This is a genomic window from Enterobacter sp. (assembly GCF_977039595.1).
Genome location: NZ_CDRQYH010000037.1, coordinates 1 through 25075 on the forward strand (window position 1 = coordinate 1; position 25075 = coordinate 25075).

A 25075-nucleotide genomic window follows, 5' to 3' on the forward strand; every position below is an offset into this window, starting at 1 on the left:
CAAATGTGGCCTGACGCCGCAGTACGAGCAGCTGGAAAATATTCAGAAGGCCTGGGAGAAAGACGGTTTTACCGTGCTGGGATTCCCGTGCAACCAGTTCCTGGGCCAGGAGCCGGGCAGCGAAGAAGAGATTAAAACCTTCTGCAGCACCACCTATGGCGTGACGTTCCCGATGTTCAGCAAAATCGATGTCAATGGCGAAGACCGCCATCCGCTGTATGCGAAGCTGATCGCTGCCGCGCCGAAGGCCGTTGCGCCTGAAGGAAGCGGTTTTTATGAACGCATGGCCAGCAAAGGACGCGCGCCGCTTTACCCGGACGATATCCTGTGGAATTTTGAAAAATTCCTGATTGGTCGCGATGGCCAGGTCGTTCAGCGTTTTTCGCCCGATATGACCCCAGAAGATCCGATCGTCATGGAATCGATCAAGCTGGCGCTGGCGAAATAATGTCTTTGCTGATGCAGCTCATGGACGTTGCCGAGAGGGGACGTCTTGAGCCGATGACCGGCGCCGTCAATGCGGGAGAAATCCTGCATCTTGTCGGGCCGAACGGCGCAGGAAAGAGCACGCTGCTGGCACGGATGGCAGGCATGACTGACGGAGAAGGGCAGATAACGCTGCTTGAGCATACGCTCGCCGACTGGTCACCGGTCTCGCTGGCGCATCGGCGCAGTTACCTCGTGCAGCAGCAGGTGCCGCCCTTTGCGATGCCGGTCTGGCATTATCTGATGCTGCATTTGCACGACAAACAACATACGGTACTGCTGACTGACGTGGCCGCGGCACTCGGGCTGGAAGATAAACTATCCCGGCACGCCAGCCAGCTTTCCGGCGGAGAGTGGCAGCGGGTGCGACTGGCGGCTGTCATCCTTCAGATCCACCCGGCAGGCAATCCTCACGGGCGGATGCTGCTTCTCGATGAACCCATGAGCGGTCTGGATGTGGCGCAGCAGGCAGCACTGGATACGCTTTTAAGCGCCCTGAGCCGACAAGGCATCGCCGTGGTGATGAGCAGTCATGACCTCAACCACACGCTGCGTCATGCCCACCGGGTGTGGCTACTGTCGCAGGGAAAGATGGTCGCCAGCGGTACTCGGGATCAGGTGCTTACGCCGCCCCATCTTGCCCGCGCATACAACATGTCGTTCCGAAGGCTGGATATAGAGGGACATAAGATGCTGATTTCTACCGGGCAAACGTAACCGTTTCTTGCCTCTTAGCACAATTGCACGCTAAATTACGAAAAGAACAAAAAAAGCAGAGGATTCGTCTGAAAATGCGATTCTGGTTTATCCTGATGGCCGCACTCTTTCTTGCGGGATGCAGTAGCCATCGTGCGCCGCCGCCTAACCCACGGCTTTCAGATTCGATCACCGTCATTGCCAGCCTCAACGACCAGCTGAGCAACTGGCGCGGTACGCCTTATCGCTACGGTGGCATGAGCCGCGGCGGCGTAGATTGCTCCGGCTTCGTTCTGATGACGTTTCGCGACAAGTTTGATTTACAGCTTCCTCGCGAAACGCGCAAGCAGGCCGAAATTGGTACTGAAATTGATAAAGACGATCTACTACCCGGGGACCTGGTTTTCTTCAAAACCGGCTCGGGTGAAAGTGGTCTGCACGTGGGCATTTATGATACAGACAATCAGTTCATTCACGCCTCGACCAGCCGCGGCGTGATGCGTTCTTCTCTTGATAATGTTTACTGGCGTAAAAATTTCTGGCAGGCACGACGTATATAGTCTTTGTCAGAAACTTCTCTTATGGCGGCATGGTAACTAATAAATCATGCCGTTTTTTCTCAAATAAGATGCTTAAAGTTAAATTTATCTAAAATTATCGAATCCTGCATGTGTCTGTTTTATCTAAAACTGGCTATTATTTTGCAACCAGGATAAAATTATTTTAGATTCAGGGATAAATCTGAAAATAAATACGGAACTAATGAAATTATTCTTATTAAAATCAAGACAGTGGAATTGTGTCGGCAATTGCTCCAGGATGTCCTCTCTCATCTTTAATGCGGAGCGAGTGCAATGATTATTACGCTAGATAATGCTTACCAGTCTGAACTGCTGCTTCTGCCCGCCCGTAATAGCGCAGGGGAGCTTAAAGGTTTAGAGGTTCTGGTTAACTTTACTGGCGTCGGCAGCGATGTGAGGATCCCCACTGAACTCGTTACCCCTCGGCTTTCAGCAGCTGAAGAGTTAGTGCTTTTTAACGAAAAACTGCAATTGCTTGATACCTGTAAACTGTTTTTTATCCAGCATCAGTTAATTGCATGGATCAATATTACACCTGCAATAGTTGAATTTTTATTAAGTAATGGAAACGCTGTTTCAATTCTTGAGCGTTATCCGTTTCTTGAGTTTACTGTTAATGAGAATTATCCAGGTTTAAATAACGGCAAGGACGATCTGCAGCTGGCGAGAATGGCAATCCATTTCCCGTTGGTGCTGGCAAACTTTGGCGCAGGCGCCGCCTCGCTCAAAGCTGTCTATGATGGATTATTTAAACGGGTTATCCTCGATAAAGGATTCATTCAGCAGCGCGCACCGGAGCTCTCTTTTGAGCCTTTTATGCGCGCCATCCTCTGGCAAATCACACCGCATTGCCAGTCAGTGATCGTCTCGGGCATTGACGATCACAGCCTGTTGCAACGCGTGTTGTCCTTCAATTTTGGCGCCATGCAGGGCGCACTTTGGCCAGCCGTCTCTGCCGAGCACGTTACAACGCTGGTTCAGCAGCGATAACCCTTGCTTTCGCCCGTGTTTAAGTCCGGGTAAACCCTCTACACTAAAAGCAGGAGGACCTATGACCCTGTCTTTTACTGCTCAATGGCATGACGAGTTGCCCGGCTTTTACACCGCACTCAAACCAACACCGTTACAAAATTCACGCCTTATCTGGCATAACGATTTGCTGGCAGAAGAACTGGCCATTCCGCCTGAGCTGTTTCAGCGTTCAGAGGGCGCTGGCGTCTGGGGAGGTGAAACGTTACTCGCCGGAATGCAACCACTGGCGCAGGTTTATAGCGGACATCAGTTTGGCGTCTGGGCGGGTCAACTGGGCGACGGCAGGGGGATCCTGCTCGGTGAACAACGGCTTCCCAACGGAGAGACGGTTGACTGGCACCTGAAAGGCGCGGGCCTGACGCCCTATTCGCGAATGGGCGACGGGCGTGCGGTTCTGCGTTCAACGATCCGCGAATGCCTGGGCTCCGAAGCGATGCATGCCCTGGGGATCCCCACCACCCGCGCGCTGTCGATCGTTACCAGCGATACGCCGGTTGTGCGCGAAACCGTGGAAAAGGGCGCAATGCTGATGCGTATCGCGCAAAGCCATCTGCGCTTCGGTCATTTTGAGCACTTTTACTATCGTCGCGAGCCGGAAAAGGTGCGCCAGCTGGCAGACTTTGCCATTCGCCACCACTGGGCGCATCTGATGGACGAGGCGGATAAATACGTGCTCTGGTTCAGGGATGTGGTGGCCCGTACCGCAACCCTGATTGCCCGCTGGCAAACGGTAGGCTTTGCCCATGGCGTTATGAATACGGACAACATGTCGCTTCTCGGGTTGACCTTCGACTACGGCCCGTTTGGTTTCCTGGACGATTATCAGCCGGGGTATATCTGCAACCACTCCGACTATCAGGGGCGCTACAGCTTTGACAATCAGCCCGCGGTGGGCCTGTGGAACCTGCAGCGGCTTGCGCAAACCCTGTCGCCGTTTATCGACGTTGATGCCCTGAATGATGCGCTCGACAGCTATCAGGACATATTACTGTGGGAATATGGCACGCTGATGCGCAACAAGCTGGGGCTGGTGACGCAGGAGAGGGGCGATAACGACATCCTCAATGGCCTGTTTGCCCTGATGGCGCGCGAGGGCAGCGATTATACGCGCACCTTCCGGATGCTGGGGCAGACGGAGCAGCACAGCGCCGCCTCGCCTCTGCGCGATGAGTTTATTGACAGACAGGCGTTTGACGACTGGTTTGCATCGTACCGCGCGCGGCTGCAGCAGGAAGAGGTAGATGATGCGACTCGCCAGACGCAGATGAACGCCACGAACCCGGCGATGGTGTTGCGCAACTGGCTGGCGCAGCGGGCGATTGAGCAGGCGGAGCAGGGCGAGTACGACGAGTTACACCGTCTGCACGTGGCGCTGCGCACGCCGTTTGCCGACCGTGATGATGATTACGTCAGCCGCCCACCTGACTGGGGCAAGCGGCTGGAGGTCAGTTGCTCAAGCTAGAGATTTTTTGCCGGGAGGCGGCTTTGCCTTACCCGGCCTGAACATCACTGCGCGACCCAGCCGCCATCCATATTCCACGCGGCGCCGCGAACGTTAACGGCGCTGTCGCTGCACAAAAACAGCGCCAGTTCGCCCAGCTGCTCCGGGGTAACAAACTCGCCCGAAGGCTGTTTCTCCCCCAGAAGCTGTTCCCGAGCCTGCTCCGGCGGAATGCCGTCGGCGATACGCTTGTCGATTTGCTGTTGCACCAGCGGCGTCAGTACCCAGCCGGGACAGATCGCATTGGCGGTAATGCCGGTGCGCGCGGTTTCCAGCGCCAGCGATTTCGTAAAGCCCACCACGCCGTGCTTGGCAGCAACGTAGGCCGACTTCTCTTTTGACGCGACCAGCCCGTGAACGGAGGCGATATTAATGATGCGCCCCCAGTTTTTCTCGCGCATGGCAGGGAGCGCCAGCCGGCTGGTGTGAAACACCGACGAGAGGTTAATGGCGATAATGTCGTTCCATTTCTCTACCGGAAACGCGTCAACCGGCGCCACGTGCTGTATGCCAGCGTTGTTAACAAGAATGTCCACGCCGCCAAACTGCGATTCGGCGTAGCGCATCATAGCTTCAATTTCCAGCACGTCACGCAGGTCCGCATCGTGATAGCCCGGCTTTTTGCCCAGGTGCGCAATAGCTTCTCTTGCTGATTCGCTATCGCCGAAACCGTTGAGGATAAGCTGCGCCCCGGCCTTCGCCAGTACGCGGGCGATCCCAAGGCCAATGCCGCTGGTCGAGCCGGTGACCAGGGCGGTTTTACCGTTCAGATTCATCTTTCTCTCCTTACACAATGCCGGTCAGATAAAACACGGCAATGACAAAAAGCACTGCAAGACTTTTAATGATGGTGATAGCGAAAATGCCGCCGTAGGCCTGGCGATGGCTCAGGCCAGTGATAGCCAGCAGGGTAATCACCGCGCCGTTATGGGGCAGCGTATCCATACCGCCGCTCGCCATTGAAGCCACGCGGTGCAGCACCTCAAGCGGGATATTGGCGGCGTGGGCGGCGGCGACAAACGAGTCGGACATGGCGGCGAGCGCAATACTCATCCCCCCGGACGCCGAGCCGGTGATCCCCGCAAGCACCGTCACGCTGATGGCCTCATTCAGCAGCGGATTCGGAATAGCCGCCAGCGCGTGGGATAACACCAGAAAACCGGGCAGGGCGGCGATAACCGCGCCGAAACCATACTCCGAGGCAGTATTCATCGCCGCAAGAATGGCGCCGCTCACCGCGGTCCGGCTGCCTTCCGCCAGACGCCCCCGGATGTTGCGAAAGCCAAAAATAAGCACCAGCAAGATACCGGCGATCAGCGCCGCTTCAACGGCCCAGATGGCGGTGATCTTGCCCACCTCGGTCACAATCGGTTTCGCCAGACCGGGCAGGGTCAGCTCGTGGGTCGTGCCGTACCAGCCGGGGATCCAGCGGGTAAACAGCAGATTCAGTATGCCCACCACCAGCAGCGGGGAGATAGCAATCAGCGGGTGAGGGAGGTTAATGTTGTCCGGCGTCTCCGGTTCATTTTTCAGATCCGTGCCATAACCCTCGTTGTTGCTGAGCGCCTTACGACGCTGGCGCTCCAGCCAGAGCAGGCCAAAGACGATAATAAACAGAGATCCGAACAGCCCCAGCCACGGTGCGGCCCAGGCGTTGGTACCAAAGAAGCTGGTGGGGATGATGTTTTGGATCTGCGGCGTACCGGGCAGGGCATCCATGGTAAACGAGAAGGCCCCCAGCGCCACGGTGGCCGGGATCAGCCGTTTAGGGATACCGCTCTGGCGGAACAGCTCCGCGGCGAACGGATAAACCGCAAACGCCACCACGAACAGCGACACGCCGCCGTAGGTTAACAGCGCACATACCAGGACAATTACCGGGATGGCGTGGCGACGGCCCAGGATCTGAATCGCGGTGGCGACGATGGATCGCGAGAAGCCGGAGAGCTCAATCAGTTTGCCAAACACCGCACCCAGCAGGAACACCGGGAAGTAGAGCTTGACGAAGCCCACCATCTTTTCCATGAACAGGCCGGTAAAGGTTGGGCCGACGGCGCCCGGATCGGTCAGCAGTACGGCACCGAGTGCCGCAATCGGCGCAAACAAAATCACGCTATATCCGCGATAGGCCGCCAGCATCAGCAGCCCCAGCGCCGCCAGGGCAATTAACACGCTCATTACGACTCCTCACTTTAATTATTTTCGGGTACCAACGAGATGCTTAACGTTCAACGGTGAGGGCGATGCCTTGCCCGCCGCCTACGCACAGGGTGACGAATCCTTTTTTAACGTCACGGCGCTGCATTTCGTACAGCAGCGTCACGAGGATGCGGCAGCCGGAGGCGCCAATCGGATGACCCAGGGCGATCGCGCCGCCGTTAACGTTCACCTTTCGCTCATCCCAGCCGAGCTGCTTGCCCACCGCCAGCGCCTGCGCGGCAAAGGCTTCATTGGCTTCAATGAGGTCCACGTCATCGAGCGTCCAGCCCGCTCGTGCCAGCGCGGTCTGGCAGGCGCTGACCGGACCGATGCCCATCACCGCCGGATCAACGCCCGTCACGGCGTAACTCACGATGCGGCCCAGGATCGGCAGTCCGCTCGCCCGTGCGTTTTCGCCGCTCATCAGCAGCACCGCAGCGGCACCGTCGTTGAGGGTGGAGGCATTTCCGGCCGTGACCGTGCCTTCCTCCTGCAAAAAGGCGGGGCGCAGCTGCGCAAGCTGCTCGGCGGTGGTGCCTGGCCGGGGCTGCTCGTCACGGCTGACAATAAGCGGAGGCTTTTTACCCTGTTTCACCGTCACCGGCGCAATCTCCGGGTCAAAACGACCCGCTTCCGCGGCGGAAGCCGCTTTCTGCTGCGACCGGGCAGCGAAGGCGTCCTGCTCTTCGCGGGAAACGCCAAACTGCCGGGCGACGTTTTCAGCGGTGATCCCCATGTGGTAATCGTTGAACGCATCCCACAGGCCGTCCGTAATCATGCTGTCCTGCAGGCCCGTATGGCCAAAACGCAGCCCTGAACGCGCGCCGTCCAGTAGATAGGGGGCGTTGCTCATGCTCTCCTGACCGCCTGCGATAATCGCGTCCGCGTCGCCGCATCGGATCGCCTGCGCGGCGAGCTGCACCGCTTTCAAGCCCGCGCCGCACACCAGGTTGACCGTAGTCGCCGGCGTGCTGACGGGTAACCCGGCGGCGATGGCCGTCTGACGCGCAGGGTTTTGCCCGCATCCCGCCGTCAGCACCTGGCCGAAAATCACCTCGTCTATCGTCTCTGCTGGAAGACCGCTGCTTTCAAGCAGACGATGAACCGCGACGGCTCCCAGCTCGGCCGCAGAGAGGGGCGCGAGCGATCCGCGAAAACTGCCAATGGGGGTTCGCGTTGCCCCGACAATCATGACCTCTTTCATGGTGAGTCCTCAGCTAAAGCGCATCTCGCGAACGTCGTCCGCCACAATCATTTTCCCGGCCGTTTTCGCCGCGATTTCATCGATACTGACGCCGGGGGCGTATTCCCGCAGGATGAACGCGCCGTCCGCGATCTCGAGCAGCGCGAGGTCGGTTAAGACCCGGCGGATACAGCCCACCCCCGTGAGCGGCAGCGTGCAGCGCGACAGCAGCTTTGACTCACCGCTTTTCGACGCGTGGGTCATCACCACAATGATGTTCTGCGCTCCGGCGACGAGATCCATCGCGCCGCCCATACCCTTCACCATCTTTCCGGGGATCATCCACGAGGCGATATTGCCTTCGACATCCACCTCAAACGCGCCCAGCACAGTCAGGTCAACATGGCCGCCGCGGATCATGGCAAACGACTGGGCCGAGTCGAAAATGGCCGCGCCTGTCCGTGCGGTCACGGTCTGTTTACCGGCGTTGATCATGTCCGCATCAAGGCTCTTTTCGTCAGGAAACGCGCCCATCCCCAGCAGTCCGTTTTCCGACTGAAGCATCACGTCCATTCCTTCCGGAATGTAGTTCGCCACCAGGGTAGGAATACCGATCCCCAGGTTGACGTAATATCCGTCGCGCAGCTCGCGGGCGACGCGCATGGCCATCTGTTCACGGGTTAACATCGTCACACTCCTTCCGCGCGCAGGGTGCGCTGTTCAATACGTTTTTCAAACTGGCCGACAATCAGCCTGTCGACGTAAATGCCCGGGGTATGAATGGACGACGGGGGCAGCTCGCCCGGGGGAACAATCTCTTCCACCTCGACGACCGTTATCCGGCCCGCCGTTGCCATCAGCGGATTAAAATTTTGCGCGGTATGCCGGTAGACGACGTTGCCGTACCAGTCCGCTTTCCAGCCCTTGATCAGCGCGAAATCACCGGTAATGGCCTCTTCGAGGATGTAGTGCTTACCGGCAAACTGGCGCACGTCTTTGCCGGTAGCCACGGGCGTGCCGTAGCCGGTGGCCGTGTAAAATGCCGGGATACCCGCACCGCCCGCGCGCACCTTTTCCGCCAGCGTGCCCTGAGGCGTGAGTTCAATCTCCAGTTCGCCGCTCAGCACCTGCTGCTCGAACAGCGCGTTTTCGCCGACGTAAGAGGCCACCACTTTGCGAACCTGCCGCGTCTCAAGCAGAAGCCCGAGACCGAAGCCGTCCACGCCGCAGTTGTTTGATACCACCGTCAGATCTTTCACCTGACGGCGTCTGACCTCTGCAATCAGGTTCTCCGGAATACCGCACAGGCCGAAGCCGCCCGCCAGCAAAGTCATCCCGTCCGTCAGCCCATCCAGCGCCTGCGCGTAGCTGTCGACGCGCTTATCCAGTCCCGCCATCGTCATTCCTCCTCTTAACCGTGGCGGTATCATTAGGGGCGGCGACTCATTTGTTAATTTTGAATTTGTGACCCACTCATTTGGTTTTTTTATTAATTTCATGTTAACTAAATTTTTTCAATTAGTTAACAAGGTGAAAAATGAGAATGAGTGTCAAACAGTTACGCGCGTTTTTAGCGGTAGCTCACACTCTCAATTTCGCGCACGCCAGCGAACGGCTGAATCTTTCCCAGCCGGCCCTGAGCCTGACGATTAAAGCGCTGGAGGACGCGCTCGGCGGACCGCTGCTGCAGCGGAGCACGCGCAAGGTCGCGCTGACGCAGGAGGGCGAGACGTTTTTGCCGATGGCGCGCCAGCTGCTTGCCGACTGGGATAACGTCGAAGAGGCGATGCACCAGTGCTTTACCCTGCAGCGCGGTAAAATTTCGGTTGCGGCCATGCCGTCGTTTGCCGCGAATGTCCTGCCCGAGGTGCTGAAAGCGTTTCGCGATCGCCATGCCGGAATCAACGTCACCGTGCATGACGTTATCAACGAGCAGGTGATAGAGATGGTGCGGGAAGGGCGCGTGGAGATGGGCATCGCCTTTGAGCCCGCGCCCACGCACAACCTGCTGTTTACGCCGCTGGGCCTCGACAGGTTTGTAGCCATTGTGCCGAAAGATTCCTCGCTGGCGGGCAAGAAGCGCCTTACATGGGAAGCGCTGCTGACGCTGGATTTCATCACCCTGCAGCGCCCCTCGGCGGTACGTCTGATGATGGAGGAGGAGCTGGCGCGAAGCGGCAGAAAGCTGGACGTCGCGCTGGAGAGCCATCAGCTGGTTACGGTCGGGCGAATGGTCGCGAGCGGGCTGGGCGGCAGCGCCGTCCCGGCGCTCTGCGAGGCGCAGATGACGGCACTGGGCGCGGTCTGTATTCCGCTGGATAACCCGCCGATTGAAAAGTGCATTGGGGCGATCCATCCCGGGCACACGCAGCTCTCAAAAGCGGCGCATGCCCTGCTGGAAACGCTGAAGGATTTTTATCAGCCGGGTCAGGCGGTGTGACCCGGCTGACCCGCATGCTTCAGAAGCGGGTATCTACTGCTGCAGCCAGCTTCTCCAGCAGCAGCTCGCTGTCTTCCCAGCTCAGGCACGGGTCGGTGATCGACTGGCCGTAAACCATCTGCTGTCCGGCAACGATTTTCTGCGTGCCTTCCTTGATGAAGCTCTCGGCCATAATCCCGGCAACGGCGGTCGAGCCGCTGCGGATCTGCTGGCAGATCTCATCGCAGACGTCCAGCTGGCGGCGATGCTGCTTCTGGCAGTTGCCGTGGCTGAAATCCACTACCAGATGTTCCGGCAGGTCGAATTCGGCCAGGGTTTCACAGGCCGCCGCAATATCTTGTGCATGGTAATTCGGTTTCTTCCCGCCGCGCATAATGATGTGCCCGTAAGGGTTACCGCTGGTCTGGTAGATGGTCATATGACCGCTTTTATCCGGCGACAGGAACATATGGCTGGCACGGGCCGCGCGGATGGCATCAACCGCAATACGGGTGTTGCCATCGGTCCCGTTTTTAAAGCCGACCGGGCAGGAGAGGGCGGAGGCCATCTCGCGGTGGATTTGGCTTTCGGTGGTGCGTGCGCCAATTGCGCCCCAGCTGATCAGATCGGCGATAAACTGCCCGGTCACCATATCGAGAAACTCGGTTGCCGTCGGCACGCCCAGCTCGTTGACCTGCAAAAGCAGCTTCCGCGCCAGCTCGATGCCGTGGTTCACGCGATAGCTGCCGTTGAGGTCAGGATCGGAGATCAGCCCTTTCCAGCCCACCACGGTCCGCGGTTTTTCAAAGTAGGTGCGCATAACAATCTCAAGGCGGTGCTGATACTTATCCCGCAGGCCCTGAAGCCGTTTTGCATAATCCATCGCGGCATCCAGGTCGTGGATGGAGCAGGGACCAATCACCACCAGAAGACGCTTGTCTTCACCATTGAGGATTTTTTCAATGCGGCGGCGGGAGGCCGTCACGTGTTCCGCAACGGCAGCGGAAACAGGATGCCGCTGGGCCAGTTCAGCCGGCGTAACCAGGCTGTCAATGCGCGCAGTGCGGAGTTCATCGGTTTTATTCATGGAATGTCTCAGAAAATTTTTGCTTCATCGGCAGACTACCGGGAAGTGATGGGCATCACCTTAAACCAATCCCTGCTGATTTCAAGTTCGGGGCGACACCGCCCCGAGGTTGCCGATGATGATACCTGAATCTGAGTTAATGTACTAGCATATTAGTACATGCGGCGGTTTAGCCCCATGATGTCGAGAATTTTTGTGGCAATTTCTTCCACCGAATAGTTGGTGCTGTTCAGCCATGGGATCTGATTTTTGCGGTACAGGGCTTCCACTTCGGAGACCTCCATCCGGCACTGGCGCATGGAGGCGTAGCGGCTGTTCTCGCGGCGCTCTTCGCGGATAGCGGCAAGGCGCTCCGGATTAATGGTCAGCCCGAACAGCTTGTGCTGCAGCGGCTTGAGGGCAGCGGGCAGCACCAGGTTATCCATATCGTCAGCGATAAACGGGTAGTTGGCGGCGCGAATGCCGAACTGCATCGCCAGGTAGAGACTCGTCGGCGTTTTGCCGCAGCGCGACACGCCAAGCAGGATCACCTGCGCCTGGTCGAGATTGCGCAGCGAGATACCGTCGTCGTGCGCAAGGGTGTAATCGATGGCGGCAATACGCGCGTCGTACTTGGTCAGGTTGCCGGGGTTCAGCCCGTGGGTACGGTGGGCGATAGGGGTCGGGTCGAGCTTCAGCTCGCTTTGCAGCGGAGCCACCAGCGCCTGCACGATATCCTGGCAGAAGCCTTCACTCTGCAGAATGATGGAGCGAATCTCGGGGATAACGATGGAGTAGAACACCAGCGGGCGGACGCCGGTCTGCTGGTAAATGGCGTCGATCTGGTCCTTCACCGCTTTGGCGCGGCTCTCATTTTCGACAAACGGCAGCGTAATGCTGTTGATCGATACGGGAAACTGCGACATCACCGCGTGGCCCAGCACCTCGGCGGTGATCGCCGTACCATCAGAAATATAAAAAACGTGACGATCGACAGCACTATCCATTTTACCCACCCTGAATATCAGACGTAATTGTCTGAAAGCATAAATTAAAAAAGTAATTTACACAGCAAAGAACTTATCCTAATTATGAATGAAACACTGTTTTTGATTTTCCTGAAAAGTGGATTTCATTTTTCAAATAGCGACTTTATTTTTGGGGTTTCTGGCTGAATATAGAGGAATCATCGGGTTAATCGTTGATGGGAAAGTATCCGAAAAGTTGAAATTTTAAATTGCTTACACGATTCACCGTTTTTTTAGCGGAAATAAATATGCCAGTATAAAAACGTAGTCAGGTGTTACTTACTCCGATCAAATATCACAAAAGGATTGTTTCGATGTCCAACAATGGCTCGTCACCGCTGGTGCTTTGGTATAACCAACTCGGCATGAATGATGTAGACAGAGTTGGGGGCAAAAATGCCTCCCTGGGTGAAATGATTACAAACCTCTCGGGTATGGGTGTCTCCGTACCGAACGGGTTTGCCACCACCGCCGATGCCTTTAACCTGTTTTTAGACCAGAGCGGTGTTAACCAGCGCATTTACGACCTGCTGGATAAAACGGATATTGATGACGTCACCGAGCTTGCCAAAGCCGGGGCGCAGATCCGCCAGTGGATCATCGACACACCTTTCCAGCCGGAACTGGAAAAAGCCATTCACGACGCGTACAACCAGCTCTCCGCTGACGATGCGCAGGCCTCCTTTGCCGTACGTTCCTCTGCGACCGCAGAAGATATGCCGGACGCCTCGTTTGCCGGACAGCAGGAAACCTTCCTGAACGTCCAGGGTTACGATGCGGTGCTGGTGGCCGTGAAGCACGTGTTTGCTTCCCTGTTCAACGACCGTGCCATCTCCTATCGCGTGCATCAGGGCTACGACCATCGCGGCGTGGCGCTCTCCGCTGGCGTACAGCGCATGGTGCGCTCGGACGTGGGCTCATCCGGCGTGATGTTCTCCATTGATACTGAATCCGGCTTCGACCAGGTGGTGTTTATCACCTCCGCGTGGGGCCTGGGTGAGATGGTCGTGCAGGGTGCGGTAAACCCTGACGAATTCTATGTTCATAAGCCTACGCTAGCAGCTGGCCGTCCGGCGGTAGTGCGCCGCACCATGGGTTCGAAAAAAATCCGTATGATCTATGCCCCAACGCAGGAGCATGGCAAGCAGGTTAAAATTGAAGATGTACCGCAGGAGCAGCGCGACCGCTTCTCCCTGACCGACGCCGAAGTGCAGGAGCTGGCGAAGCAGGCGGTGCAGATTGAAAAACACTACGGCCGTCCGATGGACATCGAATGGGCGAAAGACGGTAACACGGGCAAGCTGTTTATCGTGCAGGCGCGCCCGGAAACCGTCCGCTCTCGCGGCCAGGTGATGGAGCGTTATACGCTGCACGCCCAGGGCAAAATCGTGGCGGAAGGCCGTGCTATCGGTCACCGCATCGGTGCCGGTCCGGTTAAAGTGATCCACGACATCAGCGAGATGAACCGTATTGAGCCAGGCGACGTGCTGGTGACCGACATGACCGATCCGGACTGGGAACCGATCATGAAGAAAGCGGCGGCTATCGTTACCAACCGCGGCGGTCGTACCTGTCACGCGGCGATCATTGCCCGCGAGCTGGGTATTCCTGCGGTTGTCGGCTGCGGTGATGCCACCGAGCGCATGAAGGACGGCCAGAACGTGACCGTTTCCTGTGCCGAAGGCGATACCGGCTATGTGTATGCCGATATCCTCGACTTCAGCGTGAAGAGCTCCAGCGTGGACACTATGCCTGACCTGCCGCTGAAGATCATGATGAACGTCGGCAACCCGGACCGCGCGTTCGACTTCGCCTGCCTGCCGAACGAAGGCGTAGGCCTGGCGCGCCTGGAATTTATCATCAACCGTATGATCGGCGTCCACCCGCGTGCGCTGCTGGAGTTTGACGACCAGGATCCGAAGCTGCAGAACGAAATCCGCGAGATGATGAAAGGCTACGACTCGCCGAAAGAGTTCTACGTCGGCCGTCTGACCGAAGGGATCGCGACGCTCGGCGCCGCTTTCTATCCGAAACGCGTGATTGTGCGTCTGTCTGACTTTAAGTCTAACGAATACGCCAACCTGGTAGGCGGCGAGCGTTACGAGCCGGAAGAAGAGAACCCGATGCTGGGCTTCCGCGGGGCCGGACGCTACGTGTCCGACAGCTTCCGCGACTGTTTCGCGCTGGAGTGCGAGGCGGTGAAGCGCGTGCGCAACGACATGGGGCTGACCAACGTCGAAATCATGATCCCGTTTGTGCGTACCGTCGATCAGGCGAAAGCCGTTGTTGACGAGCTGGCGCGTCAGGGTCTGAAGCGCGGCGAGAACGGGCTGAAGATCATCATGATGTGCGAAATCCCGTCCAACGCCCTGTTGGCCGAGCAGTTCCTGGAACATTTCGACGGCTTCTCTATCGGCTCGAACGACATGACGCAGCTGACGCTGGGTCTGGACCGTGACTCCGGCGTGGTCTCCGAGCTGTTCGACGAGCGCAACGAGGCGGTGAAAGCGCTGCTTTCTATGTCCATCCGCGCGGCGAAGAAGCAGGGCAAATACGTCGGGATTTGCGGTCAGGGTCCATCCGACCATGAAGACTTTGCCGCCTGGCTGATGGAAGAGGGGATCGATAGCCTGTCCCTGAACCCGGATACGGTGGTGCAAACCTGGCTGAGCCTGGCGGAACTGAACAAGTAACGCCACGCTGACCCGAAAAGGCGAGGATATTATTCCTCGCCTTTTTTATTTCATTTGTTATTTGCTCCCCATCACAAATAAAGTAAAAAACTAAATATCATAATTTGCCTGTTAATTTAGACAATTGTTAGCGCGCAACGCGTTGCTAATACTTGAGCCTTACTGCGCATTTCTCTTTCAGTGATGCGCAACTGGTTGAAATACGTTTTAACCTGATAAAAAGGCAAATAACAATGACACTCTCCTCTGTATTGCGTACCAAAGATAAAATAGGTTATGGCTTAGGTGATATGGCCAGCGCGCTGGTCTGGCAAACGGCAACGTTATTTCTCGCTTATTTTTATACAGACGTTTTTGGGCTTCCCGCCGCGATTATGGGCACCATGTTTTTAGTGGTGCGCGTGGTCGATGCGTTTGTCGACCCGTGCATTGGCGCGCTGGTTGACCGCACACAGACGCGTCACGGACGTTTCCGTCCCTGGCTGCTGTGGTTCGCCATCACGTTTGGCGTAAGCTGCCTTATCACTTTCTATGTACCGGACGTGGGGCCGACGGCGAAAATCGTCTATGCCTGCGTGACCTACGCAATTTTAAGCCTGATTTACTCCGCGATTAACGTGCCTTACTGCGCCATGCCCGGCGCGCTGACGCTGGACCCGCGCGAGCGTCATTCTCTGCAGTCGTGGCGTTTTGGCCTGTCGTTTATCGGCGGGTTGATTGTGACGGTTATTGCCCTGCCGCTGGTCTCATTGTTAGGCCAGGGCAACGTGCAGAAAGGCTATTTCTATGCCATGAGTCTGATGGGCCTGCTGGGAATCGTTCTGTTCTTCTGCTGTTTCCTGATGACCCGCGAGCGTTATTCGCCGCGCAATGATACCTCCGGCTCGATGCTCACCGATTTAAAACTGCTGGCCGGGAACAGCCAGTGGCGTATTGTGTTCCTGTTTAATATTTTGCTGTTAACGGCGGTGGTGACGCGCGGTTCCGCCACGATGTATTACGTGAACTATGTGCTGTTGCGCCCGGATCTGGTTTTTGCCTTTATTGTTTCCGGCATGGTGGCCTCCCTAAGCGGCGCATTATTATCTGAACGGCTGCTGGGAAAATTTGACCGCGTGCGCGCCTATCAGTGGACGATAATTTCCTTCGTGATTTTTGGTGCGCTGATTTTCTTCCTGCCGCCTTCGCAGGTGTGGCTGATCTTTGGCCTCAACATCGTCTTTAGCTTTATTCAAAACCTCACCACGCCGCTCCAGTGGACCATGTTCTCCGATGTGGTCGACTACGAAGAGCATCGCAGCGGCCGCCGCCTGGACGGGCTGGTCTTCTCCACCGCGCTGTTTGCCATCAAATTTGGCCTGCGCTGGGCGGCGCGGTCGTCGGCTGGGTGCTTGGCATGGTGGATTACGCCCCGGGACAGGCAACCCAGGCGCCAGGCGTTCTCTCGACCATCAACGCGCTGTTCACCCTCATCCCTTGCGCGCTGTTCCTCTGCATGGTCGCGCTGCTGGCCATCTACAAGCTTAACAGCCGGCTGGTGGATTCCATCGCCCGTGAGCTAGCCAGCAAACGTGAAGTCAGACCCGAAGCGGGGCAGCTCAGCCCGGCAACCCCTTCCGCACTACAGGAGTAAAACATGACAGCTATCTATAAGGACGCGGGACGTCCCGTGCACGAGCGCGTCGCCGATTTACTGGCGCGTATGACCCCGGAAGAGAAGTTCGCCCAGATGCACGCGTACTGGCTGATCCTCGATGAAAACGGTAACCACCGCGAGCGCAGCGATCTCAGCGATGAATTCGCCGGCGTGAGCGAGCAGGCAGCGCTAGGCGAACGGTTAAAGCTGGGCCTCGGGCAGATCACCCGTCCGCTCGGTACCCATATCGTTGACGCGAAAACCGGCGTGCGCGCCGCGAACCGCCTGCAGCGGATGATGATGGAGGAGACGCGTCTCGGCATTCCGGCCTTGTTCCATGAAGAGTGCCTGGTGGGGCTACTGTGCAAAGACGCCACGCTGTTCCCGTCGTCGCTGAACTACGGTTCGACCTGGGATCCTGAACTGGTACAGCGCGCGGCGGAGCAGATCGGTAAAGAGGCGCGTTCCGTCGGCTGTCAGCAGGGGCTGGCGCCGGTGCTGGATGTTTCCCGCGACGTGCGCTGGGGGCGAACTGAGGAAACCTTTGGGGAAGATCCGTGGCTGGTGGGGGTGATGGCAACCGCCTACGTGAAAGGATTGCAGGGCGATAATCGCGACCTGCTGGCGACGCTCAAGCACTACGTGGGCCACTCGTTCAGCGAAGGGGCGCGCAACCACGCGCCGGTACACCTGGGATTCAGCGAGCTGAACGACACCTTCCTGCTGCCGTTTGAAATGGCGGTGAAGCTGGCCAATGCCGGGTCGGTGATGCCCGCCTATCACGATATCGACAATCAGCCGGGGCACAGCGACAGCTTCCTGCTGACTACCCTCCTGCGCGAACAGTGGGGATTCGACGGGATTATTGTCGCGGACTACGGCGGCATCAGCCTGCTGCACCAGCATCACGGGATTTCCCACGATGCGGCGGAATCCGCCGCGCTGGCGTTCAACGCGGGGCTGGACGTTGAGCTGCCGAAAGATGACTGCGCGCGGCATCTGGCAGACGCCGTTGAGCGCGGGCTGATCTCTATGGCGAAAGTGGATGAGATCGTGGCGCGCGTGCTGACGGAAAAATTCCGCCTGGGCCTGTTTGAAAAGCCGTACGCCGATGAGAACGGTATCGATCTGCAAAACAACATGACCCGCCAGATCGCGCGGGAGGTGGCGACGAAATCGCTCACGCTGCTGGAAAATAACGGTATTTTACCCCTGGGCGGTAAGCCCCGCGTGGCGGTGGTGGGGCCGACGGCAGACGATCCGCTGGCGTTACTCAGCGGCTACAGCTTCCCGGTGCATCTGATCATCAGCGATATGGTGGAAGAGACCTCGCAGGTCACGACCCCGCGCGCGGCGCTGGAACAGTATCTCGGTGCATCGAACGTCCGCTATGCCAAAGGGTGCCACATCATCGAGAAACGGATGGCGGGTGCGCCGGTCTTCCCGGGCGACAGCGGCGGCAAGCCGATGCAGCAGTCGCCGGTGTCGCAGAGTACCGCCCTGATCCCCGAGGCCGTGGACGCGGCGCAGGAGAGTGACGTGGTGGTGGCCTGCGTGGGCGATCTTGCCGGGCTGTTCCAGAGCGGCACCGTGGGGGAAGGTTCCGATACCGATTCCCTGAACCTGCCGGGCGTGCAGCAACAGCTGCTGGAAGCGCTGGTGGCGACGGGCAAACCGGTGGTTGTCGTGATGACCGGCGGGCGCCCGTACAACCTTCAGGGGCTGGAGGATAAGGTCGCGGCGCTGCTGTTGGCGTGGGCGCCGGGGCAGGAAGGGGGCTGGGCGATTGCGGACGTGCTAACGGGACGCGCAGAGCCGCAGGGCCGTCTGGTGGTGAGCGTGCCGAAAAGCGCCGGGGCCATGCCGTATTACTACAATCACAAGCTCAAAAGCGGCGGCACGCCGTTTGCTTTCCACTTCGGTTCACGTTATCCGTTTGGCTTCGGCCTCGGCTGGACGACCTTTAGATGGGGCGCAGCCCGCCTCGCCGAAAGCAGCGTGCCGGTTGACGGCGAGGTGACGCTGAGCGTAGATATCGCCAATACCGGAGAGCGCAGCGGCAGCGAGGTGGTGCAGGTTTACGTCAGGGATAAGGTCGCCACCCAGGTACGACCTCTTCAGGAGCTGAAAGCCTTCCAGCGCGTCACGCTCTCGCCGGGCGAATCCGCCACGCTCAGCTTTACACTACCGGTAGAGATGTTCAACTTTACCCGCCGGGACGGGAAGCGCATCGTTGAGCCGGGCGAGTTTGAACTGCAGGTTGGCGCATCGTCGGCGGATATCCGCGAGGCGGTGACGGTCAATGTGACCGGGGAAACGCGGGTGCTGCCAGCGGAGTGGCGGATGCTCAGTACCTGTGAGGTTAAGCGCGCGTAGTCAGGATAAAAAAAAGCCCATCGTGGGAGATGGGCAAAGACTACACACAGCAATTCGTTGTTTCACTCAGGGGATTTCCATGCTTATAAATCAAGGTGTTGATTTATAACCGTGTGCTAATAGTAGGCATGTCATCTTTGAGCGTCGATCGGATTCGTCTCAATAGTTAAAGAGACGTAAAGATTTCTTGAGGTTAAGAGCAGAATGAGTGCGTGAATAGCGGGTCTGACCAGTGTGCAACGAATAAATACTTTAACACTGCTAAAGTATTGTGAGGGAGAATGTAGACCGGGTGCGCGTTAGCGCCACCCGGCAAAAAACTTAATTGGTGTTTTTCTCTTCCAGCTCTTCCAGTTCGCTCAGAATCACGTCCGGGTCGGTTCCCGGCGGCGGAATTTCATGCACCCAGGCGGAGAACAGACGCCATGTGACGGCGAGCAGCACCGGGCCAATAAACAGGCCGATCATGCCAAAGGCAATCAGTCCGCCAATGACTCCGGAGAGGATCAGGATCAGCGGCAGGTCTGCACCCATGCGGATGAGGATCGGACGAATGACGTTATCCATGGTGCCGACCACGCAGCTCCAGACCAGCAGCACGGTTCCCCACGTGGTATCACCCGTCCAGTAGAGCCAGATAATACTAGGGACCAGCACCAGCAGCGGTCCCAGTTGCGCAAGACAGGTCATCAGCATGACAACGGTGAATACGGTGGCGTACGGTACGCCGGAAATCGCAAGACCGATACCGCCCAGCACCGCCTGCACCAGCGCGGTCACCACCACGCCCAGCGCAACCGCGCGCACGGCCTGCGCAGCCAGCAGTACCGCAGCGTCACCGCGTTTGCCCGCCAGGCGGGTGGCGAAGTGACGAACGCCTAAAGCCACCTGCTCGCCGCGCCAGTAGAGCAGGGCGCTGAAGAGCAGCATCAGGGTACAGTGCATCATAAATCGGCCGATATGCGCCGCCTGACCCACAAACCAGGTGGTGGTGGTGCCAATATACGGGCGGACTTTTGCCATCAGCGCGCTGCCGCCCATCTCCAGCAGGCTATGCCAGCCGCTGTAGAGCTTAGCGCCCACCACCGGAATGCTGTTCAGCCAGGCGAGATCCGGCAGCGTCAGGTCACCGCTGCTAATGGCGCGAATAACGGGGCCGCTGGAATCCACCAGGCTATTGACCAGCAGGGCAATCGGAATAATAAACAGCAGGAACAGCAGGAGCGTCATGACCAGCACGGCTAACCCGCGGCGGCCAAACAGCAGCTTCTGCAAGCGCAGCAGCAAAGGCCACGTGGCAACGACAACGGTCGCAGCCCACGCGAAGCCGAGAATAAAGGGTTGAACAATCCACAGACACGCAATAATCATGAGGGCCAGAAACAGCACCGACAGCAAAATTTGCGCAACATCCCTGGGCTGGCGAAGATTGACCATAAATGAAACTTTCCTTAAAAGAACGCCAGTACAACTGGCGGGAACGGAAAACCGCGTCTCTTTAATCATTAATGATCTCAGCGGTTTTTGACAGGCGGATTTTGCCTGTAATTCAGCAGAGATTATAAGAAAAAAATGTGATAAAACTTTTAAGATACACGCAAACGATTTCATACAACTCTAATTAGGGTCGACAGTCATGATCCCACAGATTTCTCAGGCACCTGGCGTCGTTCAGCTGGTGCTTAATTTTTTGCAAGCACTGGAGCAACAGGGTTTTACAGGTGATACCGCCACGAACTATGCCGACAGGCTGACGATGGCGACCGATAACAGTATTTACCAGCTTCTTCCCGATGCCGTGGTTTTCCCTCGTTCAACGGCCGACGTCGCGCTTATCGCCCGGCTGGCAACGCAGGAGCGCTTTGCCTCGCTGGTCTTTACGCCACGCGGCGGCGGCACCGGGACCAATGGTCAGGCGCTGAACCAGGGCATCATTGTTGATATGTCGCGCTATATGAACCGCATCATTGAGATCAACCCGGAAGAGGGGTGGGTGCGGGTCGAAGCGGGCGTTATCAAAGATCAGCTTAACCAGTACCTCAAGCCTTACGGTTACTTTTTTGCCCCGGAGCTTTCCACCAGTAACCGCGCGACCCTTGGCGGGATGATCAACACGGATGCCTCCGGTCAGGGCTCGCTGGTCTACGGTAAAACCTCCGATCACGTGCTGGGCGTGCGTGCTGTTCTTCTGGGCGGCGATATTCTCGATACGCAGCCGATGCCGGTCGAACTCGCGGAAACCCTTGGCAAAGATAACACCGCCAGCGGACGCATCTATCGTACCGTACTGGAGCGCTGCCGCGACAACCGCCAGCTTATTCTTGATAAGTTCCCAAAACTAAACCGCTTCCTGACCGGGTACGACCTGCGTCACGTCTTTAACGACGACCTGACCCAGTTCGATTTAACCCGCGTGCTGACCGGTTCCGAAGGGACGCTGGCGTTTATCACCGAGGCGCGGCTGGATATTACCCGCCTGCCGAAAGTACGTCGTCTGGTGAACGTCAAATATGACTCCTTCGACTCTGCGCTGCGCAATGCGCCGTTTATGGTGCAAGCTAAAGCGCTCTCGGTGGAGACGGTCGACTCCAAAGTGCTCAATCTGGCCCGGGAAGATATTGTCTGGCATTCCGTCAGCGATCTCATTACCGACGTGCCGGATAAAGAGATGCTCGGTCTCAACATCGTGGAATTTGCCGGCGACGACGCGGAGCTGATTGAGCGCCAGGTCACCACGCTCTGCCAGCGGCTGGATGAGCTGATTGCGCAGGGGGAAGGCGGCGTGATCGGCTGGCAGCTCTGTAACGATCTGGCCGGGATTGAGCGTATCTATGCGATGCGTAAAAAAGCCGTGGGCCTGCTCGGCAATGCGAAAGGGGCGGCGAAGCCGATTCCTTTTGCCGAAGATACCTGCGTGCCGCCTGAGCATCTGGCGGATTATATCGTCGAGTTCCGCGCCCTGCTGGACAGCCACGGCCTGAGCTATGGCATGTTCGGCCACGTCGACGCCGGGGTACTGCACGTGCGTCCGGCGCTGGATATGTGCGACCCGCAGCAGGAGATCCTGATGAAGCAGATCTCCGACGATGTGGTGGCCTTAACCGCCAAATACGGCGGCCTGCTCTGGGGGGAGCACGGGAAAGGGTTCCGCGCGGAATACAGCCCGGCATTCTTCGGCGAACAGCTCTACGCGGAGCTGCGCAAGGTGAAAGCGGCGTTTGACCCGCATAACCGCCTCAACCCGGGCAAAATCTGCCCTCCTGAAGGCGTGGACGCGCCAATGCTGCAGGTGGATGCCGTCAAGCGCGGCACGTACGACAGACAGATCCCGATTGCGGTGCGCTCCTCCTGGCGCGGCGCGATGGAGTGCAACGGCAACGGACTGTGCTTTAACTTTGATGTGAAAAGCCCGATGTGCCCGTCGATGAAAATCACCAGCAACCGCATCCACTCGCCGAAAGGGCGGGCGACGCTGGTGCGGGAATGGCTGCGTCTGCTGGCCGATCGCGGGGTGGATCCGCTCAGGCTGGAGCAGCAGCTCCCGGAAAAACGGGCCAGCCTGCGCTCGCTGATTGAGCGCACCCGCAACAGCTGGCATGCGAATAAGGGCGAGTATGATTTCTCCCATGAGGTGAAAGAGGCGATGTCCGGCTGTCTGGCCTGTAAAGCCTGCTCCACCCAGTGCCCGATTAAAATCGACGTGCCGGAATTCCGCTCGCGCTTCCTGCAGCTGTATCACACCCGCTACCTCCGCCCGGTGCGCGACCATCTGGTGGCAACGGTAGAAAGCTACGCGCCGCTGATGGCGCGCGCGCCAAAGACCTTCAACTTCTTTATCAACCAGCCGCTGGTGCGCAAGCTCTCCGAAAAACATATCGGTATGATCGATCTGCCGCTGCTGTCGGTACCGTCTCTGCAGCGCCAGCTCGTCGGTCACCGCTCGGCAAATATGACCCTGGAACAGCTCGAGGCGCTCACCCCAGAGCAAAAAGCGAAGGTGGTGCTGGTGGTGCAGGATCCGTTTACCAGCTACTACGATGCGCAGGTGGTCGCGGATTTCATCCGCCTGTCGGAAAAGCTGGGGTATCAGCCGGTGGTTCTGCCGTTCTCACCCAACGGCAAGGCGCAGCACATCAAGGGCTTCCTGACGCGCTTTGCAAAGACCGCGCAGAAAACGGCTGACTTCTTAAACCGCGTGGCGCAACTCGGGATACCGATGGTCGGCGTCGATCCGGCGCTGGTGCTTTGCTACCGCGATGAATATAAGCAGACGCTCGGCGACAAGCGCGGTGATTTCAACGTGATGCTGGTGCACGAGTGGCTGCCGGTGGCGCTGGAAGATAAGGCGGTTCAGGATGTCAGCGGGGAACCATGGTATCTGTTCGGACACTGCACGGAAGTCACCGCGCTGCCGGGCGCGCCCGCGCAGTGGGCGTCCGTCTTTGCCCGCTTCGGCGCGAAGCTGGAGAGCGTCAGCGTCGGCTGCTGTGGAATGGCCGGCACCTACGGACACGAAGTGAAAAACCACGCCAACTCGCTCGGCATCTATGAGCTGTCCTGGCATCAGGCGATGCAGCGTTTACCGCGAAACCGCTGTCTGGCGACGGGCTACTCCTGTCGCAGCCAGGTGAAACGAGTAGAAGGTAACGGTGTACGTCACCCACTGCAGGCTTTACTGGAGATAATTGGATGATCTGGAAACGTGCCGTGACGCTGCAGGCGCTGAACGCCATGGGCGAGGGAAATATGGTGGGGCTGCTGGATATCCAGTTCATCCGCATTGGCGACGATGAGATTGAAGCCACCATGCCCGTCGATAGTCGCACCCATCAGCCGTTTGGTTTATTGCACGGCGGAGCGTCCGTCGTGCTGGCCGAAACGCTGGGCTCGGTGGCGGGCTATCTCTGTACCGAAGGGGAGCAGAAGGTTGTCGGACTCGAGGTGAATGCTAACCATATCCGCTCGGTGCGCAGCGGGCGCGTGCGCGGTGTATGCCGCGCGCTGCACGCCGGTAGCCGCCATCAGGTGTGGCAGATAGATATTCTCGATGAGCAGGATCGCCTGTGCTGCTCGTCGCGGCTGACCACGGCGGTTGTGTAAAGTTTTCAGATGTTTTGCCTTTGGTCAAAAACTAGCCAGATGGTTGTGATATACTGGTCAGGTTTTGTACATAAGCGAGGACATCATGGATACTGAAATAACCCCAACGCAGCTGGCAATTGAATATTTACGTCGCGATAAGAGCAACCTGTCTCCGGCGCAGTACCTGAAAAAGCTGAAACAGCTTGAGCTGGAGTTTACAGATTTGCTGGCGCTCTCTTCGAATGAACTAAAAGAAGAGATCTATTTTGCCTGGCGGTTGGGCGTTCACGTCCATTGAGTACATGAGAATAAAAGGGCCGCGAGTGCGGCCTTTTTTGTGTCTGAAATTCAGTATCGGGCAACTTGTTGTTAAAGGACGGCTACAGTGTCCGGGTCAGATCATTTTCTGCACGGCCATCACCAGCCGGTGAGATTAAAATCTTTCAGGCAATTTCCTCATATTGATTAGCACACCTCTTTCAACTTCGATATAACCCCCTTCTTTTAAAGCTGAAAGAATACGCATGACGCCGCTACGGGACAGGTGGGTTTTATCCCGGATATACCTTTCTGCAGTAATGTTCTGCCTGAATGATTCTTCTTCGTTTGAGAGTGCATAAAGCTGGGCGCGGACAATATTGTATGCGGAAGGTCCGGTTATATCTTCGTAGCTATGAAATAGTTTACCTGCAAGGCCCATCAGGTGATAAGCCAGCGGCTCCCATAGTCCATGATGCTTGATAATGTCATAAACAGAATCCATTTTAAGGGTTACGATCTCACAGTGATTAAAGGTTTTGATGTAACCGAACATCTGAGCGTAATGCAGATTACTGAGACCGAGCAAAGCGGGCGCCTTAACCGTTGCCATGGCTAAATCGTCGTTGTTACGGTGAATCATGACGCGACCGTTGAGGAGGATATAACAGAGGCGTTCGTCGCCAGCTACAAAATTTAATCGACGGCGGGGGAGCACTTTCTTCAGATTTGCACCCTGTTTTAGATAATCGATCAGTAGTTGTGTGGATGAAGAACAATCGAATATTAACGTCTGGGACATCTCATCAGCCATGTGCACGCCTATCCATTAAACCTGT

20 protein-coding genes, 1 other RNA gene and 1 pseudogene are annotated in these 25075 nt (G+C 57.4%); 12 read left to right on the top strand and 10 right to left on the bottom strand.

Features of this window, described 5'->3' with window-relative positions:
* The 5 genes from ACWYRJ_RS12650 to selO all read left to right on the top strand — a co-directional run.
* A partial coding sequence (locus ACWYRJ_RS12650; protein ID WP_455507992.1) for a glutathione peroxidase occupies positions 1-448 on the top strand: 448 nt, incomplete at its 5' end.
* Positions 448-1203 carry a vitamin B12 ABC transporter ATP-binding protein BtuD gene (gene btuD, locus ACWYRJ_RS12655; protein ID WP_455507993.1) on the top strand — a complete coding sequence of 252 codons (756 nt, stop codon included), beginning with the start codon at positions 448-450 and terminating at the stop codon, positions 1201-1203. The genes ACWYRJ_RS12650 and btuD, both read left to right, overlap by 1 nt.
* A 74-nt stretch (positions 1204-1277) precedes the next feature.
* Complete coding sequence (locus ACWYRJ_RS12660) at positions 1278-1742, top strand: C40 family peptidase (protein WP_111965616.1); 465 nt, start codon at positions 1278-1280, stop codon at positions 1740-1742.
* 294 nt (positions 1743-2036) lie between these two features.
* On the top strand, positions 2037-2753 hold the full coding sequence (locus tag ACWYRJ_RS12665) for an EAL domain-containing protein (protein WP_455507994.1): 717 nt from the start codon (positions 2037-2039) through the stop codon (positions 2751-2753).
* A 61-nt stretch (positions 2754-2814) separates the two neighbouring features.
* Positions 2815-4257: a protein adenylyltransferase SelO gene (gene selO, locus ACWYRJ_RS12670; RefSeq protein WP_455507995.1), complete on the top strand. Its 1443-nt coding sequence runs from the start codon at positions 2815-2817 to the stop codon at positions 4255-4257.
* A gap of 44 nt (positions 4258-4301) precedes the next feature.
* Here the strand turns inward: selO and ACWYRJ_RS12675 are convergent, their stop codons facing one another.
* From ACWYRJ_RS12675 to ACWYRJ_RS12695, 5 genes are read right to left on the bottom strand one after another with little or no spacing between them, the layout of a single operon-like run.
* Positions 4302-5072: a 3-hydroxybutyrate dehydrogenase gene (locus ACWYRJ_RS12675; RefSeq protein WP_111965619.1), complete on the bottom strand. Its 771-nt coding sequence runs from the start codon at positions 5070-5072 to the stop codon at positions 4302-4304.
* 10 nt (positions 5073-5082) lie between these two features.
* Positions 5083-6474, bottom strand: coding sequence for a GntP family permease (locus ACWYRJ_RS12680; protein WP_111965620.1), 1392 nt, complete (start codon positions 6472-6474; stop codon positions 5083-5085).
* A gap of 43 nt (positions 6475-6517) precedes the next feature.
* Positions 6518-7699 carry an acetyl-CoA C-acetyltransferase gene (locus ACWYRJ_RS12685; protein ID WP_455507996.1) on the bottom strand — a complete coding sequence of 394 codons (1182 nt, stop codon included), beginning with the start codon at positions 7697-7699 and terminating at the stop codon, positions 6518-6520.
* A 9-nt stretch (positions 7700-7708) separates the two neighbouring features.
* On the bottom strand, positions 7709-8365 hold the full coding sequence (locus tag ACWYRJ_RS12690) for a CoA transferase subunit B (RefSeq protein ID WP_111965622.1): 657 nt from the start codon (positions 8363-8365) through the stop codon (positions 7709-7711).
* A gap of 2 nt (positions 8366-8367) precedes the next feature.
* Positions 8368-9075 (bottom strand): CoA transferase subunit A, encoded by a 708-nt coding sequence (locus tag ACWYRJ_RS12695; RefSeq protein WP_111965623.1) that lies wholly within the window; start codon positions 9073-9075, stop codon positions 8368-8370.
* Between the two features lie 140 nt (positions 9076-9215).
* On the opposite strand from ACWYRJ_RS12695, the gene ACWYRJ_RS12700 reads away from it, so the two are divergent.
* Complete coding sequence (locus ACWYRJ_RS12700; RefSeq protein ID WP_455507997.1) at positions 9216-10118, top strand: LysR family transcriptional regulator; 903 nt, start codon at positions 9216-9218, stop codon at positions 10116-10118.
* Between the two features lie 19 nt (positions 10119-10137).
* Here ACWYRJ_RS12700 and aroH read toward each other — a convergent pair whose 3' ends face one another.
* Positions 10138-11184: a 3-deoxy-7-phosphoheptulonate synthase AroH gene (gene aroH, locus ACWYRJ_RS12705; protein WP_008500645.1), complete on the bottom strand. Its 1047-nt coding sequence runs from the start codon at positions 11182-11184 to the stop codon at positions 10138-10140.
* 152 nt (positions 11185-11336) lie between these two features.
* Positions 11337-12170, bottom strand: a complete 834-nt coding sequence (gene ppsR, locus ACWYRJ_RS12710) for a posphoenolpyruvate synthetase regulatory kinase/phosphorylase PpsR (RefSeq protein ID WP_023311315.1) — start codon at positions 12168-12170, stop codon at positions 11337-11339.
* 335 nt (positions 12171-12505) lie between these two features.
* Here ppsR and ppsA point away from each other — a divergent pair, with 335 nt between their 5' ends.
* The 3 genes and pseudogenes from ppsA (at position 12506) to ACWYRJ_RS12725 (ending at position 18896) form a co-directional block, all read left to right on the top strand.
* Positions 12506-14884: a phosphoenolpyruvate synthase gene (gene ppsA / locus ACWYRJ_RS12715; protein ID WP_023311316.1), complete on the top strand. Its 2379-nt coding sequence runs from the start codon at positions 12506-12508 to the stop codon at positions 14882-14884.
* A gap of 233 nt (positions 14885-15117) precedes the next feature.
* Positions 15118-16517, top strand: a pseudogene (locus ACWYRJ_RS12720) (MFS transporter).
* Positions 16518-16520: 3 nt separating this feature from the next.
* Positions 16521-18896, top strand: coding sequence for a glycoside hydrolase family 3 N-terminal domain-containing protein (locus tag ACWYRJ_RS12725; RefSeq protein ID WP_455507998.1), 2376 nt, complete (start codon positions 16521-16523; stop codon positions 18894-18896).
* A 5-nt stretch (positions 18897-18901) separates the two neighbouring features.
* Here ACWYRJ_RS12725 and rprA read toward each other — a convergent pair.
* Positions 18902-19009, bottom strand: an RNA gene (gene rprA / locus ACWYRJ_RS12730) — antisense sRNA RprA.
* A gap of 208 nt (positions 19010-19217) precedes the next feature.
* Complete coding sequence (gene ydiK / locus ACWYRJ_RS12735) at positions 19218-20333, bottom strand: AI-2E family transporter YdiK (protein WP_223581950.1); 1116 nt, start codon at positions 20331-20333, stop codon at positions 19218-19220.
* Between the two features lie 199 nt (positions 20334-20532).
* On the opposite strand from ydiK, the gene ydiJ reads away from it, so the two are divergent.
* The 3 genes from ydiJ (at position 20533) to ACWYRJ_RS12750 (ending at position 24276) form a co-directional block, all read left to right on the top strand.
* Positions 20533-23589, top strand: a complete 3057-nt coding sequence (ydiJ, locus tag ACWYRJ_RS12740) for a D-2-hydroxyglutarate dehydrogenase YdiJ (protein ID WP_223581952.1) — start codon at positions 20533-20535, stop codon at positions 23587-23589.
* Positions 23586-23996 carry a 1,4-dihydroxy-2-naphthoyl-CoA hydrolase gene (gene menI, locus ACWYRJ_RS12745; protein ID WP_023311321.1) on the top strand — a complete coding sequence of 137 codons (411 nt, stop codon included), beginning with the start codon at positions 23586-23588 and terminating at the stop codon, positions 23994-23996. Before ydiJ ends, menI begins: the two co-directional genes overlap by 4 nt.
* Before the next feature lie 85 nt (positions 23997-24081).
* A complete protein-coding gene (locus ACWYRJ_RS12750; RefSeq protein WP_003857766.1) occupies positions 24082-24276 on the top strand; it encodes a YdiH family protein in 195 nt (64 codons plus the stop codon).
* 135 nt (positions 24277-24411) lie between these two features.
* On the opposite strand, the gene ACWYRJ_RS12755 is transcribed toward ACWYRJ_RS12750, so the two are convergent.
* Positions 24412-25050, bottom strand: a complete 639-nt coding sequence (locus ACWYRJ_RS12755; RefSeq protein WP_455507999.1) for a helix-turn-helix domain-containing protein — start codon at positions 25048-25050, stop codon at positions 24412-24414.
* Positions 25051-25075: the final 25 nt, after the last annotated feature.

Excerpts from the sequence above, each read along its gene's own strand:
- btuD (WP_455507993.1), top strand. The coding sequence starts at position 448 with ATGTCTTTGCTGATGCAGCTCATGGACGTTGCCGAGAGGGGACGTCTT.
- ppsA (WP_023311316.1), top strand. The coding sequence starts at position 12,506 with ATGTCCAACAATGGCTCGTCACCGCTGGTGCTTTGGTATAACCAACTC.
- ACWYRJ_RS12725 (WP_455507998.1), top strand. The coding sequence starts at position 16,521 with ATGACAGCTATCTATAAGGACGCGGGACGTCCCGTGCACGAGCGCGTC.
- ACWYRJ_RS12665 (WP_455507994.1), top strand. The coding sequence starts at position 2,037 with ATGATTATTACGCTAGATAATGCTTACCAGTCTGAACTGCTGCTTCTG.
- ydiK (WP_223581950.1), bottom strand. The coding sequence starts at position 20,333 with ATGGTCAATCTTCGCCAGCCCAGGGATGTTGCGCAAATTTTGCTGTCG.
- ACWYRJ_RS12675 (WP_111965619.1), bottom strand. The coding sequence starts at position 5,072 with ATGAATCTGAACGGTAAAACCGCCCTGGTCACCGGCTCGACCAGCGGC.
- ACWYRJ_RS12700 (WP_455507997.1), top strand. The coding sequence starts at position 9,216 with ATGAGAATGAGTGTCAAACAGTTACGCGCGTTTTTAGCGGTAGCTCAC.
- ACWYRJ_RS12755 (WP_455507999.1), bottom strand. The coding sequence starts at position 25,050 with ATGGCTGATGAGATGTCCCAGACGTTAATATTCGATTGTTCTTCATCC.
- ACWYRJ_RS12695 (WP_111965623.1), bottom strand. The coding sequence starts at position 9,075 with ATGGCGGGACTGGATAAGCGCGTCGACAGCTACGCGCAGGCGCTGGAT.
- selO (WP_455507995.1), top strand. The coding sequence starts at position 2,815 with ATGACCCTGTCTTTTACTGCTCAATGGCATGACGAGTTGCCCGGCTTT.
- ACWYRJ_RS12750 (WP_003857766.1), top strand. The coding sequence starts at position 24,082 with ATGGATACTGAAATAACCCCAACGCAGCTGGCAATTGAATATTTACGT.
- ACWYRJ_RS12680 (WP_111965620.1), bottom strand. The coding sequence starts at position 6,474 with ATGAGCGTGTTAATTGCCCTGGCGGCGCTGGGGCTGCTGATGCTGGCG.
- ACWYRJ_RS12690 (WP_111965622.1), bottom strand. The coding sequence starts at position 8,365 with ATGTTAACCCGTGAACAGATGGCCATGCGCGTCGCCCGCGAGCTGCGC.
- menI (WP_023311321.1), top strand. The coding sequence starts at position 23,586 with ATGATCTGGAAACGTGCCGTGACGCTGCAGGCGCTGAACGCCATGGGC.
- ACWYRJ_RS12685 (WP_455507996.1), bottom strand. The coding sequence starts at position 7,699 with ATGAAAGAGGTCATGATTGTCGGGGCAACGCGAACCCCCATTGGCAGT.
- aroH (WP_008500645.1), bottom strand. The coding sequence starts at position 11,184 with ATGAATAAAACCGATGAACTCCGCACTGCGCGCATTGACAGCCTGGTT.
- ydiJ (WP_223581952.1), top strand. The coding sequence starts at position 20,533 with ATGATCCCACAGATTTCTCAGGCACCTGGCGTCGTTCAGCTGGTGCTT.
- ppsR (WP_023311315.1), bottom strand. The coding sequence starts at position 12,170 with ATGGATAGTGCTGTCGATCGTCACGTTTTTTATATTTCTGATGGTACG.
- ACWYRJ_RS12660 (WP_111965616.1), top strand. The coding sequence starts at position 1,278 with ATGCGATTCTGGTTTATCCTGATGGCCGCACTCTTTCTTGCGGGATGC.